This is a genomic window from Streptomyces sp. NPDC056835 (assembly GCF_042789485.1).
GTDB lineage: Bacteria > Actinomycetota > Actinomycetes > Streptomycetales > Streptomycetaceae > Streptomyces.
In genome coordinates this window covers 63548-75731 of the sequence record NZ_JBHUBB010000040.1, presented here as the reverse complement: position 1 = coordinate 75731, position 12184 = coordinate 63548, and the positions used below count along the sequence as shown (strand labels likewise).

At 71.3% G+C, this 12184-nt stretch carries 13 protein-coding genes; 1 reads left to right on the top strand and 12 read right to left on the bottom strand.

Annotated features, from left to right (window positions below; translation table 11 throughout):
* Positions 1 to 71 precede the first annotated feature (71 nt).
* Complete coding sequence (locus ACFRMN_RS33515) at positions 72 to 446, bottom strand: CU044_2847 family protein (protein WP_383026955.1); 375 nt, start codon at positions 444 to 446, stop codon at positions 72 to 74.
* Positions 447 to 526: 80 nt separating this feature from the next.
* On the bottom strand, positions 527 to 1186 hold the full coding sequence (locus ACFRMN_RS33510) for a CatB-related O-acetyltransferase (RefSeq protein WP_383026952.1): 660 nt from the start codon (positions 1184 to 1186) through the stop codon (positions 527 to 529).
* A gap of 416 nt (positions 1187 to 1602) precedes the next feature.
* On the opposite strand from ACFRMN_RS33510, the gene ACFRMN_RS33505 reads away from it, so the two are divergent.
* Positions 1603 to 2010, top strand: a complete 408-nt coding sequence (locus ACFRMN_RS33505) for a DUF779 domain-containing protein (RefSeq protein ID WP_383026949.1) — start codon at positions 1603 to 1605, stop codon at positions 2008 to 2010.
* A 22-nt stretch (positions 2011 to 2032) separates the two neighbouring features.
* Here ACFRMN_RS33505 and ACFRMN_RS33500 read toward each other — a convergent pair whose 3' ends face one another.
* The 10 genes from ACFRMN_RS33500 to ACFRMN_RS33455 all read right to left on the bottom strand — a co-directional run bounded on the left by ACFRMN_RS33500 (position 2033) and on the right by ACFRMN_RS33455 (position 12133).
* Positions 2033 to 2227 carry a hypothetical protein gene (locus ACFRMN_RS33500; protein ID WP_129767873.1) on the bottom strand — a complete coding sequence of 65 codons (195 nt, stop codon included), beginning with the start codon at positions 2225 to 2227 and terminating at the stop codon, positions 2033 to 2035.
* A 124-nt stretch (positions 2228 to 2351) separates the two neighbouring features.
* Positions 2352 to 3221 carry a phosphatidylinositol-specific phospholipase C/glycerophosphodiester phosphodiesterase family protein gene (locus ACFRMN_RS33495; RefSeq protein WP_383026946.1) on the bottom strand — a complete coding sequence of 290 codons (870 nt, stop codon included), beginning with the start codon at positions 3219 to 3221 and terminating at the stop codon, positions 2352 to 2354.
* A gap of 184 nt (positions 3222 to 3405) precedes the next feature.
* The gene (locus tag ACFRMN_RS33490) at positions 3406 to 4068 is read right to left on the bottom strand and encodes an ABC transporter ATP-binding protein (RefSeq protein ID WP_383026943.1); all 663 of its coding nucleotides are present in this window, start codon (positions 4066 to 4068) and stop codon (positions 3406 to 3408) included.
* Positions 4061 to 5008 (bottom strand): ABC transporter ATP-binding protein, encoded by a 948-nt coding sequence (locus ACFRMN_RS33485; RefSeq protein ID WP_383026969.1) that lies wholly within the window; start codon positions 5006 to 5008, stop codon positions 4061 to 4063. The genes ACFRMN_RS33490 and ACFRMN_RS33485 overlap by 8 nt, the downstream gene beginning before the upstream one ends.
* 197 nt (positions 5009 to 5205) lie before the next feature.
* Positions 5206 to 6174: an ABC transporter permease gene (locus tag ACFRMN_RS33480; RefSeq protein ID WP_383026940.1), complete on the bottom strand. Its 969-nt coding sequence runs from the start codon at positions 6172 to 6174 to the stop codon at positions 5206 to 5208.
* Positions 6167 to 7159, bottom strand: coding sequence for an ABC transporter permease (locus ACFRMN_RS33475; RefSeq protein ID WP_383026937.1), 993 nt, complete (start codon positions 7157 to 7159; stop codon positions 6167 to 6169). The genes ACFRMN_RS33480 and ACFRMN_RS33475 overlap by 8 nt, the downstream gene beginning before the upstream one ends.
* Complete coding sequence (locus ACFRMN_RS33470; RefSeq protein WP_383026934.1) at positions 7156 to 8754, bottom strand: ABC transporter substrate-binding protein; 1599 nt, start codon at positions 8752 to 8754, stop codon at positions 7156 to 7158. The genes ACFRMN_RS33475 and ACFRMN_RS33470 overlap by 4 nt, the downstream gene beginning before the upstream one ends.
* A gap of 120 nt (positions 8755 to 8874) precedes the next feature.
* On the bottom strand, positions 8875 to 9981 hold the full coding sequence (locus tag ACFRMN_RS33465; protein WP_383026931.1) for an acyl-CoA dehydrogenase family protein: 1107 nt from the start codon (positions 9979 to 9981) through the stop codon (positions 8875 to 8877).
* Positions 9978 to 11171: an acyl-CoA dehydrogenase family protein gene (locus ACFRMN_RS33460; protein WP_383026928.1), complete on the bottom strand. Its 1194-nt coding sequence runs from the start codon at positions 11169 to 11171 to the stop codon at positions 9978 to 9980. The genes ACFRMN_RS33465 and ACFRMN_RS33460 overlap by 4 nt, the downstream gene beginning before the upstream one ends.
* The gene (locus ACFRMN_RS33455; protein WP_383026926.1) at positions 11168 to 12133 is read right to left on the bottom strand and encodes an NADPH:quinone oxidoreductase family protein; all 966 of its coding nucleotides are present in this window, start codon (positions 12131 to 12133) and stop codon (positions 11168 to 11170) included. The genes ACFRMN_RS33460 and ACFRMN_RS33455 overlap by 4 nt, the downstream gene beginning before the upstream one ends.
* Positions 12134 to 12184: the final 51 nt, after the last annotated feature.

The window sequence follows — 12184 nt, the reverse complement described above, 5'->3', positions numbered from 1 at the left end:
GCCCCCCCGCCCGGGCGGGGGGGGGGGGGCGCGGGCCGCGGTCCAAGGGCTGTCCCGCAATCCCTGGCGGATCAGCGCGCGGCGTCACCGGCGGGCGTCGAGGCCGTCACATCACTCCTGTTCCACGTCAGACTCACCGAGAAATTCGCGGCCGTCGCGGTACTGGCTATGACGACATCGGCCTCCGCCGACAGCGACACCCCGAACTCCAGAGTGATCTCGTCCGGCGAGTTCGCCATCCCGCGCAACCGCCCCACGAAGCTCTCCGCCACGGGCCGTACGGTGTCCAGCATTTGACCGAACGACCGCTCGGCCCGCGCCACGGAGCGGCCCCCGCGGCCGACCCGGACGAGGGTTTCGTCCACCTCACGGATCTGCACCCGGATCATCTCGTCACCGCCCTCCTCCAGAGGCACTTCGACGGTGTGAACAAGGCGTTCGCTCATGGCATCCTCCAACAGCCGGGAGTGGGAGATCCTAACGAAGCCGGTGCTCGGCTCGACGGTCTCCCGACGATCTCACGGTGTCATGTACGAGGTGTACGAGAGCTGTCCGGGGTGGCGGCTTCGAGGTCGGCGATGCTGCCCGACATGATCGTTCGCACATGCTCGGTGATGTGTTCCGCCGGCCAGTCCCACCAGGCCACCGCCAGGAGCCGGGCCACGTCCTCTTCGCTGTAGCGGGTACGGATGAGCCGGGCCGGGTTCCCGCCGACGATCCCGTAGTCGGGCACGTCCGCGGTGACCACGGCGCCGGAGCCGATGATCGCGCCGTGGCCGATCCGTACGCCGGGCATCACCATCGTGTCGTAGCCGAACCAGACATCGTTGCCGACGACGGTGTCACCGCGCCCCGGCAGGCCGGTGAGCAGGTCGAAATGCTCGGCCCACGAGCCGCCCATGGTCGGGAAGGGGAAGGTGGACGGGCCGTCCATGCGGTGGTTGGCACCGTTCATGATGAACCGGACGCCCGTGCCCAGCGCGCAGAACTTACCGATGACCAGTTTCTCCGGGCCGTAGTGGTAGAGCACGTTGCGTGTCTCGAACGCCGTCGGGTCGTCCGGGTCGTCGTAGTAGGAGTACTCCCCGACCTCGATCAGCGGCGACTTCACCAGCGGCCTGAGCAGCACCACTCGCGGCTGATCGGGCATCGGATGGACGACTGTCGCGTCGGCGGGCACAGGCATGATGAACGTCTCCTTATGGGTGCGTATCGGGATCAGCGGGGATCGCGTGTGGATATCCGGTCTCATGATCGCACCACGCCAATCCGCCCCAGTGGGTGCCGGGTTGGGACCACGGCCCCATGACGGCCACGATGCCGTCGGGGCAGGTCCACGCAGGTCCACGCTGACACAACGTCCCCGCTATCGATGCTCCGGTGTGATGACCGGGAATACGTCGTACGGGGCGGCACCCCCGGCTGACGGGCCGACGCGGCCCTGTCGCGGCGGGCGGGTACCTGTCCGATACTTGGGACCGGGACCCGGTCCCCGAGTGTCGTCCGCGTGCAACCGTCTCGCAACGTCGCGGGGAGTTGACTGAGTCCCTGAAGGCGCGGATCGATGACCGCGGATCGATGACCGACGGCGGCGGAGATACCATGGACGAGCAGACTTCCGCACAGGAACCACGGGCACCACGGGCACCACAGGAACCACTGGAGCCGCGCGTCGAGGTGACCCCCGCGGCCGCCGAACTGATCCGGCGGCTGCGGGCGGACCACGGGCCGCTGATGTTCCACCAGTCGGGCGGCTGCTGCGACGGCAGCGCGCCCATGTGTTATCCGGACGGTGAGTTCCGTACGGGCGGCTCCGACGTACTGCTCCAGTCCCTGGAGGTCGAGGGGGTCGCCGAGCCGGCGCCCTTCTGGATGTCGGTGAGCCAATACGAGGCGTGGCGGCACACCCGGCTCATCGTCGATGTGGTGAAGGGACGCGGCAGTGGCTTCTCCCTGGAGGCCCCCGAGGGGGTGCGCTTCCTCATCAGGTCGCGGCTGGTGGGGACATAGGTCCCGGGACGCGGGCGGGCGGTCAGGGGCGGAGGCCGCTGACCACGCCGGCCGTGGTGGAGATCCCGTTCGCGATGGTCGGCGCCATGCTCGTGCCGGCGAGGAAGAAGCCGAGCAGGACGCAGACCGTCGCGTGTGAGAACTTCAGTCCCCCATTGCGCAGGAAGACCACCGCGAGGATCACCAGAAGCAGAATCACTGAGATCGAAATAGCCATCGAGAACCTCCTCCGCCGCACCGGATCGCGGCATTCGGCCGCCAGTGTGGCGGAGGAGGAGGCCGGGTATCCCGACTTGCGTGTCCGCCGTACGGGTGGTTGACCTCGGGTTCCCCGCTACGGACTACGGACGGTGCTGACGCAGGAAGCGTTCGAGGCCCGCGAGGTCATCCGTATTGAGGTGATCGACCCCGGCGGCCAGCAACTCGGTCCAGACGGCGTCCCGTGCGGGCCCCGGGAGATCGGGCGTGCTCCAGAAGCGCACGCGCTGGCCGCGCGAATGGGCGGCGTCGACGATGCGTCGCAGCTCGGCGCGTTCGGCGGCGGGGAACGCGCCCACGCCCTGCCAGCTGAAGCTCTGCGTCCAATTCCCGCTGATGAGCGGGACGAAGGAGGCCGGGGCCGCCGTCCCGAGGTCATCGAGCCGCCCGTCGTAGAAGGCGTACCGTACGCGCTGCGCCTCCATCGGGGCGCGGGCCGAGCGGTCGCCGGAGATGACGGGGGTGACCGCGCCCGCGCGCACCGAGCCGTTGGCGTAACGGCTCAGCATCGAGCGGTAGTCGGTCAGTTGGCGGTGCAGCTCGGCGTAGGCGGCGACGCCGTCCGCCTTGATGTCGATGAGCAGCTGCACCGGCCGGTGGTAACCCCGGTACACGGAGCCGTGGTTGGCCCGCACCCGCGCCAGGAGCGGATCGAGGTAGAGCCCGCGGAGGGAGCGCGCCGGGTCGAGTTCGGTGGCCTCGTGGGCGACCAGCAGCTCGCCGTCGACCAGGAAGACATCGGCTTCCACGCTGGTGAAGCCGTGCGACAGGGCGTCGAGCAGGGGACGGGGGTGCAGATAGTCGTTGTGGGCGTGAGCCTGGCGCAGCGGCCGGGGGCCGTCGACGCCGCGCTCTGTCCGCGAGGACGCCTGTGCGTACGCGGGTGCCGCGACGGCTCCCGCGAGCGCGGCGGCGAACGTGCTGACGGCTCTGCGGCGGGTGGTGAGGGCCATGATGCCTCCGGGGGACGCGATGGGGCGCGAGGGTGCGGTGGAGCGCGGTGGAGCTTGGTCGGGCCTGACCGGACGTGGCCGGGCTCGGGTGGGCGCGGATGGGCTCGGTCCTGGCGAGTATCGGCCCTGTCATGGCCCGGCCGATATCGTCCTACGCAGAGTTCGCCCACCCGCCATCCGCGCTTCAGCCGGTTCCGGTGATCTCCGTCCAGCGGACCGTACGGTCGCACCAACGTTCCAGCAGGACACGGTCGTGACCGACGGCGAGCAGGCCGGCGCCGTGTTCGCGGCGGTACTCCTCGACGACGGCGACCAGCGCGGCCGTGGTGGAGGCGTCGAGCATCGCGGTCATCTCGTCACAGACCAGCCAGCGCGGGCGCAGCACCAACGCGCGTGCCAGACAGGCGCGTTGCAGCTGGCCGTCGCTGACCTCGTGCGGGCGGCGGCCAAGCAGTTCACCGGTGAGCCCGACCGCGCGGGCCAACTCGCCGACGCGCGCGGTGAGGTCCGCCCCGCGGCCGGTGGCGCGCAACGGCTCGGCGATCAACTCGCTGAGCCGCAGCCGGGGATCCGCCGAGAGCCGTGGCTGCTGGAAGACCACGCCGATCGCGGTCCGCTGTGCCCGCGGGGCCCGGTGGCGCCAGCCGGCCACGCGCTGGCCGTCGACCGTGACGGTCCCCGCGTCGGGCCGGTGCAGCAGCGCCGCGACCCTGGCGAGGGTGGACTTGCCGCAGCCGCTGGGGCCGAGCAGCCCGAGCGACGCGCCGGGCGCGAGGGTGAGGGACACGTCCCGGACGACGGGGGCGCGCCGCTCGTATCCGGCGGTGATGGAGCGGAGTTCAAGCACGGACGGTCTCCTCGGCGCTCTCGTCGGGTCTCTCGTCGGGTCTTTCGCCGGAACTGTCCCGGGGGTGGTGACAGGCGAGTCCGTCCGTGAAGGGCGGTGGCGTGGCACACAAGTCGGTGGCGCTCCCGCAGCGCGGTGCGAAGGCACAGCCCGCGGGCAGCTCGCCCAGTTCCGGCGGCAGCCCGGGGATGGGGGTGAACGCGCGCTCCGGCAGGGCGTCGAGCAGTCCGCGCGCATAGGGGTGACGCGGCCCCGGTTCCCCGAAGAACCCTCGCGCGTCGGTGAGTTCGACGATCCGTCCGGCGTACATCACGGCGACGCGGTCGGCGATCCGCTCGGCTGCGGCCAGATCGTGGGTGATCATCAGCAGGGCGCGGCCCTCGTCGGTGTGCCGTCGCAGTTCGTCGGCCGTACGGTCCACGAGATCCCGGTCGAGTCCGGTGGTCGGCTCGTCGGCCAGCAGCAGCGGGGCGTCCCCGATCAGGGCGAGGGCGGTCGCGGCGCGCTGGGCGAGACCGCCGGAGAGCTCGTGCGGATAGCGGTCGAGATGGCCGGCGGGGAAGGCCGCGCGGTCGGCGGCGGCCTCGGCGGCCCGCTGGAGTTCCCGCCCGCGCGTACCAGTCAGTTCCCTTACGGTTTCCTCCAGTTGGGCCCGTACCGTACGCACGGGCGTGAGATGGGCGGCGGGGCTCTGCGGTACGAGGCCGACGCGCCGTCCCCGTACCGTCCGCGCGAGCGTGCGCTCGTCGGCGGCGAGCAGATCGATGCCGTCCAGGACGGCGGAGCCGGTGGTCTGGGCGTTGCCGGGCAGGAGTCCGAGCAGGGCGGAGGCGAGGACGGACTTCCCGCAGCCGCTCTCACCGACGAGGGCAAGGCACTCCCCCGCCCCGAGATCGAAGCCGGCGTCGGTGACGGCGGCGATGTGCCGGCCTCCGCGCATCCGGAAGCGGACGCCGAGCCCCCGCGCGGACAGCACGGGCGGCACGGACTCAACGCGAGCAGCGGACTCAGCACGAGCATCGGAGTCGGCGCGAGCATCGGACTCAGCGGGAGCAGCGGGCTCGACAGTTGCCACGGGCTCGGCGAGTTCGGCGGGCGCGACGGGACCGGTCGGCGGGACCGCCGGAGAGGGCATGGTCACAGCATCAGCTCCGATCGGCGGCGCGGATTGATCCGTTCCCGCCAGGCACCCGCGAGACCCGCGAGGGCGAGGGTCGGAACGATCAGGAACAGCCCGGGGAAGAGCGTCGGCCACCAGTCGCCCGCGAGCAGCGAGCCGCGCGCGGTCTGCACCAGATTGCCGAGGCTCGCCTGATGGCTGGGCAGGCCGAGCCCGAGGAACGAGAGCGCGGATTCGTGCCACATCGCGTGCGGCACCATCAGTACGGCCGCGAGTCCGGCCTGCGGCATGACGCCGGGCAGGAGATGGCGGCCGATGACGCGCCGACGCGACGCGCCGCCCGAGATGGCCGCGTCGATATACGGACGCGCACGCAGCGAAAGCACCTCCGACCGGACGATACGGGCGGTGGAGAGCCAGTGGGTGAGCGCCACGGACACGATCACCGGCCAGACGCCGGGCCGGAACATGGCGACGATGAAGATGCCGAGGAGCAGATGCGGTACGGACGAGAAGGTGTCCACGAGCCGCATGACGATCCGGTCCGTCCAGCCGCCGAAGGCCGCGGCCGCCGCGCCGACCGCCGTACCGATGACGGTGGCGACGAGCGCCGCGACGAGTCCGACCAGCAGGGAGACGCGCAGCCCGTAGACGCAGCGCAGCAGCAGATCGCGGCCGAGGTCGTCCGTGCCGAACGGATGCGCCAAGGAGGGCGGCTGGAGTTTCCTGGCCAGGTCGACGGCCTGCTGGTCGAGAGGGACGAGCAGCGGTACGACGAGTACGGCGAGCGCCACGGCCGCCACGATGGTGGCGGAGATACGGACCCGGACCGTGCGGGTGGAGCGGCGGGTGCGCCCGTGCGAGCGCCAGTCCGGCTCGGTGGTGACCGAGCCGTTGGTGACCTGGCCGTTGGTGACCGGCTTGTTGGTTGTCGGCTTGCTGGTGGCCGCGTCGTTGGTGACCGGCTCGGCGGTGGTGTCAGCCATCGAAACCCACTCTCGGGTCGGCGAGTCCGTAGAGCAGATCGGAGAGCAGGTTCCCGATCAGCACGGCGAAGGTGGCGAGCACCGTGAGCGCGGCGAGCAGAGCGAAGTCCACGGAGGTGGCCGCCTGCACGGTGGCGGCTGCGATCCCCGGCCAGCTGAAGACCGTCTCGACGAGCAGCGCGCCGGTGATGAGTTCGGGCACCCGGGAGCCGATGAGGGTCAGCATCGGCAGCATGCCGGAGCGCAGGGCATGGCCGAGCAGTACGGTGCGTTCGCTCAGCCCGCGGGCGCGGGCACCGCGTACGGGGTCCTCGGCGAGCGCGTCGCTGACCCCCTGGCGTACATAGAGGAAGAACCAGGGCAGTTGGGAGACGCCCAGCACGGCGGCGGGCAGCACCAGATGCGAGGCGACCTGCCCGAAGGTGACGGTGTCGCTCGCCGCGTCGGTGAGCCCGCCCGCCGGGAGCACGCCGAGAGTGACCGCGAAGAACCAGATCGCGAGCAGCCCGAGCCAGAAGGCGGGCGCGGCCTCCAGAACGTACGCGGCCGAGCCGGCGCAGCGGTCGAGCGGGCCGCCCGGCCTGCGCGCGGCGAGCACGCCGAGGGCGGTGCCGAGCAGGACGGCGACGGCGAAGGCCGTGACGGCGAGCAGCGTGGACCAGCCGATCCGCTCGCCGATCACGGCGGAGACGGGCGCGCGCAGTACGGAGGAGTCCCCGAGGTCGCCGCCGAGCGCGTGGGTCAGCCAGTTCCACCAGCGTTGGACCAGTGGCTGATCCACTCCGAGGTTGACCCGGAGCTGGTCAAGGTTCTCCTGCGAGGCGGTGAGGCCGGCGGTGCCCGCGTACGCCTTCACAGGGTCGAAGGGCGAGGCCGCGGCGACGGCGAACACGCCGAAGGTCACCACGAGGAGGACCGGGGCGGCGAACAGAAGCCGTCGCCCCGCCATCCGCCCCATCGCCCCCCAGGGGAGGCCGCGGCTCATTTCTTGGGCGTCCAGTCCTCGATGTTCCACCAGGGGCCCGACGCCAGTCCGTGGTCGTGCGGCTCGGTCTGCGTGGACAGCCCGTCCCAGCGGTCGTTCACCACGTAGAGGTGGTCGATATGGGTGAGGAAGGTGTACCCGGGGTTCTTCACCAGTTCCCGCTGGACGGTGTCGTACGCGGCCTTGCGCGCGGCCTGTTCGCCGTTCTCGCGGCCGTCGTCGAGGGCCCGGTCGACGACCGGATTGTCGTACCACGCCATGTTGTTGAAGCCGTCGCCCGCGAGGGAGGACTTGAGCAGGGTGTACTGGTCGAAGTCCGGATCGCCCGGCGAGCCGCCGCCGGCCAGGACGGCGTCCTGCCTCATCCGCGGTTCGATGACCTCCCAGGTGCCCGCCTGGGTCGTGATGTCGATCCCCGCCTTCTTGGCGTCGGAGGCGTAGGCGAGGGCGTGTTCCTGGCGGAGCTTGTCGCCGGTGAGGTACCAGAGCGGGAAGGCGGCGCGCACCCCGTCCTTGACGCGGACGCCGTCCTCGCCGGGCTTCCAGCCCGCTTCGTCGAGGATGCGCCGCGCCCCTTCGAGGTCGAAGCGGCGCTCGGTGCCCCGGGCGAACCATTCACTGTCGGTGGGGACCGGGCCGTAGGCCGGCTTGCCCGCGCCGAGGAGGATCTGGTCGACCATGGTCCGGCGGTCGACGGCGATGTCGAGGGCCCTGCGGACGGCGGTGTCGCCGGTGACCTTGTGGTGGGTCGGCAGGGTGACGGTGCGGTAGTCGTAGGTCGTGGCCTCGTAGGTCTCGCGGCCGCTGTCCTCGGCGAAACCCTTGGCGAGGTTGGGCGGCAGGATCGCGCTGTCGAGTTCGCCGGCGCGCAGCCGGGTGGCGCGGACGTCGTCGTCCTTGATGATCGCCATGGTGAACTTCTTCACCTTGGGCGCGCCGCCCCAGTAGTCCGGGTTGGCCTTGAAGCTGATCTTCTCGCCCTTGGACCAGCCGGTGAGGAGATAGGGGCCGGTGCCGACGGGCTTCGTGGTGAACGGTCCGGTGTTCACGTCCTGTTCGCCCGCGATGTGCGCGGGCACGATGGGCAGGACGGTCCGCCGGTCGAACGGCGCGTAGGGGTATTTCAGGGTGAAGACGACGGTGTGCTCGCCCCGGGCGGTGACGTCCTTGACGGCGGCCAGCTCGGTCCTGGACGCGTTGTTGGTCTTCTCGTCCAGGATGGTGCGGTATGTGAAGACGACGTCCTTGGCGCCGAAGGGCTTGCCGTCGCTGAACTTCACGCCCTCGCGCAGCTGGTACGTATAGGTCAGCCCGTCGTCGCTCACCGTCGGCAGGGCGGTGGCGAGCGCGGGCCTGAGCCGCATCCCGGCGTCGTAGGCGAGCAGCCCGTCGAAGATCTTGGAATTGCCGTCCTTGCCGTAGCCGAGGAGCGGGCTGAGGCTGTCGGGTTCGTAGGCGATGCCGACGACCACCGAGTCCTTCGCCCCGCCACCCGTGCCCGAGCCACCCGGATTCGAGCAGGCCACCGCGGTGAGGGCCAGCGCTCCGGCCAGCACCGCGGCGGCCGTGCCGCGTATCGATCGTCGGGCCGTCATGCGTCCACCCCTATTGAAGATCATCTGTTATTGCGATCAGTTCGCAATTAAACAGCAAGTAAAGGGGTGCTTGTCCAGCCGTCCCGGCCGTGGCCCGCCGCCGGGGGCCGGGCGGATCGGCTACCGGGGTCCGGGCAGATCGACGAGCGCGGCCAGCGTCTCCTGGTGCCGCCCCCGCGAACCGAAGGCGATCTCATCGGACTTGGCGCGCTTGAGATACAGATGCGCGGGATGTTCCCAGGTCATCCCGATTCCGCCGTGCAGCTGGACGCATTCCTCGGCCGCGTGCACGGCGACCCGTCCGCAGTACGCCTGTGCCAGGGCTACCGCGAGGGGGGCTTCCGGGCCCCCGGTGGCCAGCGCGTCGGCGGCGTTGCGGGCCGCCGCGCGGGCCGAGACGACCTCCAGCCACAGCTGCGCCATACGGTGCTTGAGCGCCTGGAAGGACCCGATCGGCCGGTTGAACTGCTTGCGCTCACGGGTGTGCCTGACGGTCTCCTCCAGACACCACTCGGCGATACCGAGCTGCTCGGAGGCGAGCAGCCCCGCCCCCGCCAGCAGTCCACGGCGTACGGCGGCCTGCGCCGCGGGCGCCTCGGCGATCCGGATCCCGGCGGCGGGGTCGACGGTGACCGCGGCGAGCGGCCGGGTCAGATCGAGTGGGGTCAGCGGCTCGACGGTGACCCCGGGCGAGGCGGTCTCGACCGCGTACAGCCCGTCGTGACGGACCACGAGCAGGACATCGGCGCGTACGGCGTCGGCGACCCCGCTCACCGTTCCCGCGCCGGCGGGCAGTGGTCCGTCCGGGGCGGTGGACAGCGGCACCGCGAGCACCGCGACCCGGTGGCCGTGGGCGAGCGCGGTGAGCAGACCCGCGACGTCCGTGCTCTCGGTGCTCTCCCCGTCGCAGGCGAGCAGCGTCTCGGTCGCCACCACGGAGCTGGTGAGATACGGCGCGGCCGTGACGGCACGGCCCAGTTCCTCCAGTACGACCGCGGCCTCGCGATGGCCGGCGCCCTGGCCGCCGAGCTTCTCCGGGACGAGCAGCCCCGACGCGCCGATCCCGGCGGCGAGCGAGGTCCACAGCTGCGGATCGTACGGATCTCCCGCCTCGGCGCGGACGAGCGCCGCCGGTACATCGGCACGGTCGGTGAGCAACGACCGTACGGCCGCGCGCAGATCGTCCTCGGTGTCCGAGTAGAGCAGATCGGGGGAAGCCTCGGTCATCGGGCCAGGTCCTTCCAGGCGACGTCCTTGTCATCGCGCGGCTCCGAGGGCAGGCCGAGCACGCGTTCCGCGACGATGTTCAGCAGTACCTCGCTCGTACCGCCCTCGATGGAATTGCCCTTCGCGCGCAGATAGCGGTAGCCGGCGTCCCGTCCGGTGAAGTCGACCAGCTCCGGCCTGCGCATGGTCCAGTCGGAGTACAACAGGCCCTCTTCCCCGAGGAGTTCCACCTCCAGACCGCTGATCTCCTGGTTGAGCCGGGCGAAGGCGAGCTTCATCCCGCTGCCCTCGGGGCCCGGTTGTCCGGCGACGAGTTGCTGACGCAGCCGCTCCGCGGTCAGCCGCGCGACCTCCGCCTCCACCCAGAGGGTGAGCAGCCGCTGCCGCAGCTCATGGGTGCGCAGCTCGGGCCGTTCGCGCCAGGTGCGGGCCACGGTACCGATCATGCCGCCCTCGCGGGGCAGGCGGGCGCCGCCGATGGAGACGCGCTCGTTCATCAGGGTGGTCCGGGCGACCTTCCAGCCCTCGCCGATCTCACCGAGGCGGTGCGCGTCGGGGATGCGTACGCCGGTCAGGAAGACCTCGTTGAACTCGGCCTCGCCGGTGATCTGACGCAGCGGCCGCACCTCGACACCGGGGTCGGTCATATCGCAGAGGAAGTAGCTGATGCCCCGGTGCTTGGGCAGGTCCGGATCGGTACGGGCGATGAGGATGGCCCAGCGGGCGACATGGGCGCTGGAGGTCCATACCTTCTGCCCGTTGACGATCCAGTCGCCGGAGACGGAGTCGCCGTCGCGTACCGCGCGGGTTCCGAGCGCGGCCAGGTCGGAGCCGGCGCCGGGCTCGCTGAACAGCTGGCACCACACCTCCTCACCGACCCACAGGGGCCGCAGGAAGCGTTCCTTCTGCTCCTGGGTGCCGTAGCGGAGGATGGTCGGCGCCGCCATGCCGAGGCCGATGCCGATCCGGCGCGGATCGTTGTCGGGGGCGCCCGCCGCGGCCAACTCGGCGTCCACGACCGCCTGGAGCGAGCGCGGCGCGTCGAGCCCGCCGAGCCCCGCCGGGTAGTGCACCCAGGCGAGTCCGGCGTCGAAGCGTGCCTTGAGGAAATCGGTGCGGTCGGTGTCGGCCGGCGGATGGCCGGCCAGCAACTTCCGGGTGAGGGAACGCAGTTCGGCGGCGTCCGTCATCGGGCACCGCCCTCCGGGAGGACGACCACGCGTCCGGTGGTGATGCCGTCGGCGACCCGCTGGACCGCGTCCGCGGCGTCCTTCATGGGGACCCGCTCGCTGATGAGCGGCTTGATCGCGCCCCGGGCCGCGAGAGCGGTCAGCTCCTGGTGGCAACCGGCCACCGCCGCCGGGTCCTTGGTGGTGTAGAGGCCCCAATGCAGGCCCATGATGGAGTAGTTCTTCACCAGCGCGTGATTGAGGGCCGCGGTGGGGATCGCGCCGCTCGCGAAGCCCACGACCACGATGCGGCCCTCGAAGGCCACGCACTTGGTGGACTTGGTGTAGGCGTCGCCGCCCACCGGGTCGAAGACGACATCCGCCCCCCGGCCGCCGGTGGCCTCCTTGACCGCGCCGACGAGGTCGTCCGCACGGCGGTCGATCACCAGGTCACAGCCCAGCTCCCGGGCCACCCGCGCCTTGTCCGGACCTCCGACGACACCGATGACGGTGGCCCCGGCCGCCCTCCCGAGCTGTACGGCCGCGCTGCCGACCCCGCCGGCCGCCGCGTGGACGAGAAGGGTCTCCCCCGGCTGGAGCCGCGCCCGCCGGTGCAGTGCGAACCAGCCCGTCTGGTAGCCGATGTGCAGGGCCGCCGCCGCGTCGTCCAGCGCCTCGGGCGCGGGCAGCAGCGCGGCCGCGTCGGCGACCACATACTCGGCCAGGCCGCCGTGCGGCAGCGCGGGCGTGGCGATGACCCGGCGTCCGTCCTCCGTCTCGCCGCAGATCTCCACGCCAGGGGTGAAGGGCAGCGGCGGCCGGATCTGGTACTGACCCCGGCAGAGCAGGGCGTCCGGGAAGTTGATGTTCGCCGCCCGGACCCGCAGCGGGACCTGTCCCTCGCCGGGCACGGGACGCTCCACCTCTTCGAGCCGCATCACCTCGCCGGGCTCGCCGTTCCGGTGCACTCGCCATGCCTGCATTCGGGGCCTCCACACACGATGGGCAGTACCGCACTCGTGCGCATACTAAGC

What these genes read in the sequence shown, in the direction of transcription:
- ACFRMN_RS33465 (WP_383026931.1), bottom strand. Translation starts at nt 9,981, where the DNA reads ATGACCGAGGCTTCCCCCGATCTGCTCTACTCGGACACCGAGGACGAT.
- ACFRMN_RS33505 (WP_383026949.1), top strand. Translation starts at nt 1,603, where the DNA reads ATGGACGAGCAGACTTCCGCACAGGAACCACGGGCACCACGGGCACCA.
- ACFRMN_RS33495 (WP_383026946.1), bottom strand. Translation starts at nt 3,221, where the DNA reads ATGGCCCTCACCACCCGCCGCAGAGCCGTCAGCACGTTCGCCGCCGCG.
- ACFRMN_RS33470 (WP_383026934.1), bottom strand. Translation starts at nt 8,754, where the DNA reads ATGACGGCCCGACGATCGATACGCGGCACGGCCGCCGCGGTGCTGGCC.
- ACFRMN_RS33455 (WP_383026926.1), bottom strand. Translation starts at nt 12,133, where the DNA reads ATGCAGGCATGGCGAGTGCACCGGAACGGCGAGCCCGGCGAGGTGATG.
- ACFRMN_RS33485 (WP_383026969.1), bottom strand. Translation starts at nt 5,008, where the DNA reads ATGCGCGGAGGCCGGCACATCGCCGCCGTCACCGACGCCGGCTTCGAT.
- ACFRMN_RS33500 (WP_129767873.1), bottom strand. Translation starts at nt 2,227, where the DNA reads ATGGCTATTTCGATCTCAGTGATTCTGCTTCTGGTGATCCTCGCGGTG.
- ACFRMN_RS33475 (WP_383026937.1), bottom strand. Translation starts at nt 7,159, where the DNA reads ATGAGCCGCGGCCTCCCCTGGGGGGCGATGGGGCGGATGGCGGGGCGA.
- ACFRMN_RS33510 (WP_383026952.1), bottom strand. Translation starts at nt 1,186, where the DNA reads ATGCCTGTGCCCGCCGACGCGACAGTCGTCCATCCGATGCCCGATCAG.
- ACFRMN_RS33460 (WP_383026928.1), bottom strand. Translation starts at nt 11,171, where the DNA reads ATGACGGACGCCGCCGAACTGCGTTCCCTCACCCGGAAGTTGCTGGCC.
- ACFRMN_RS33480 (WP_383026940.1), bottom strand. Translation starts at nt 6,174, where the DNA reads ATGGCTGACACCACCGCCGAGCCGGTCACCAACGACGCGGCCACCAGC.
- ACFRMN_RS33515 (WP_383026955.1), bottom strand. Translation starts at nt 446, where the DNA reads ATGAGCGAACGCCTTGTTCACACCGTCGAAGTGCCTCTGGAGGAGGGC.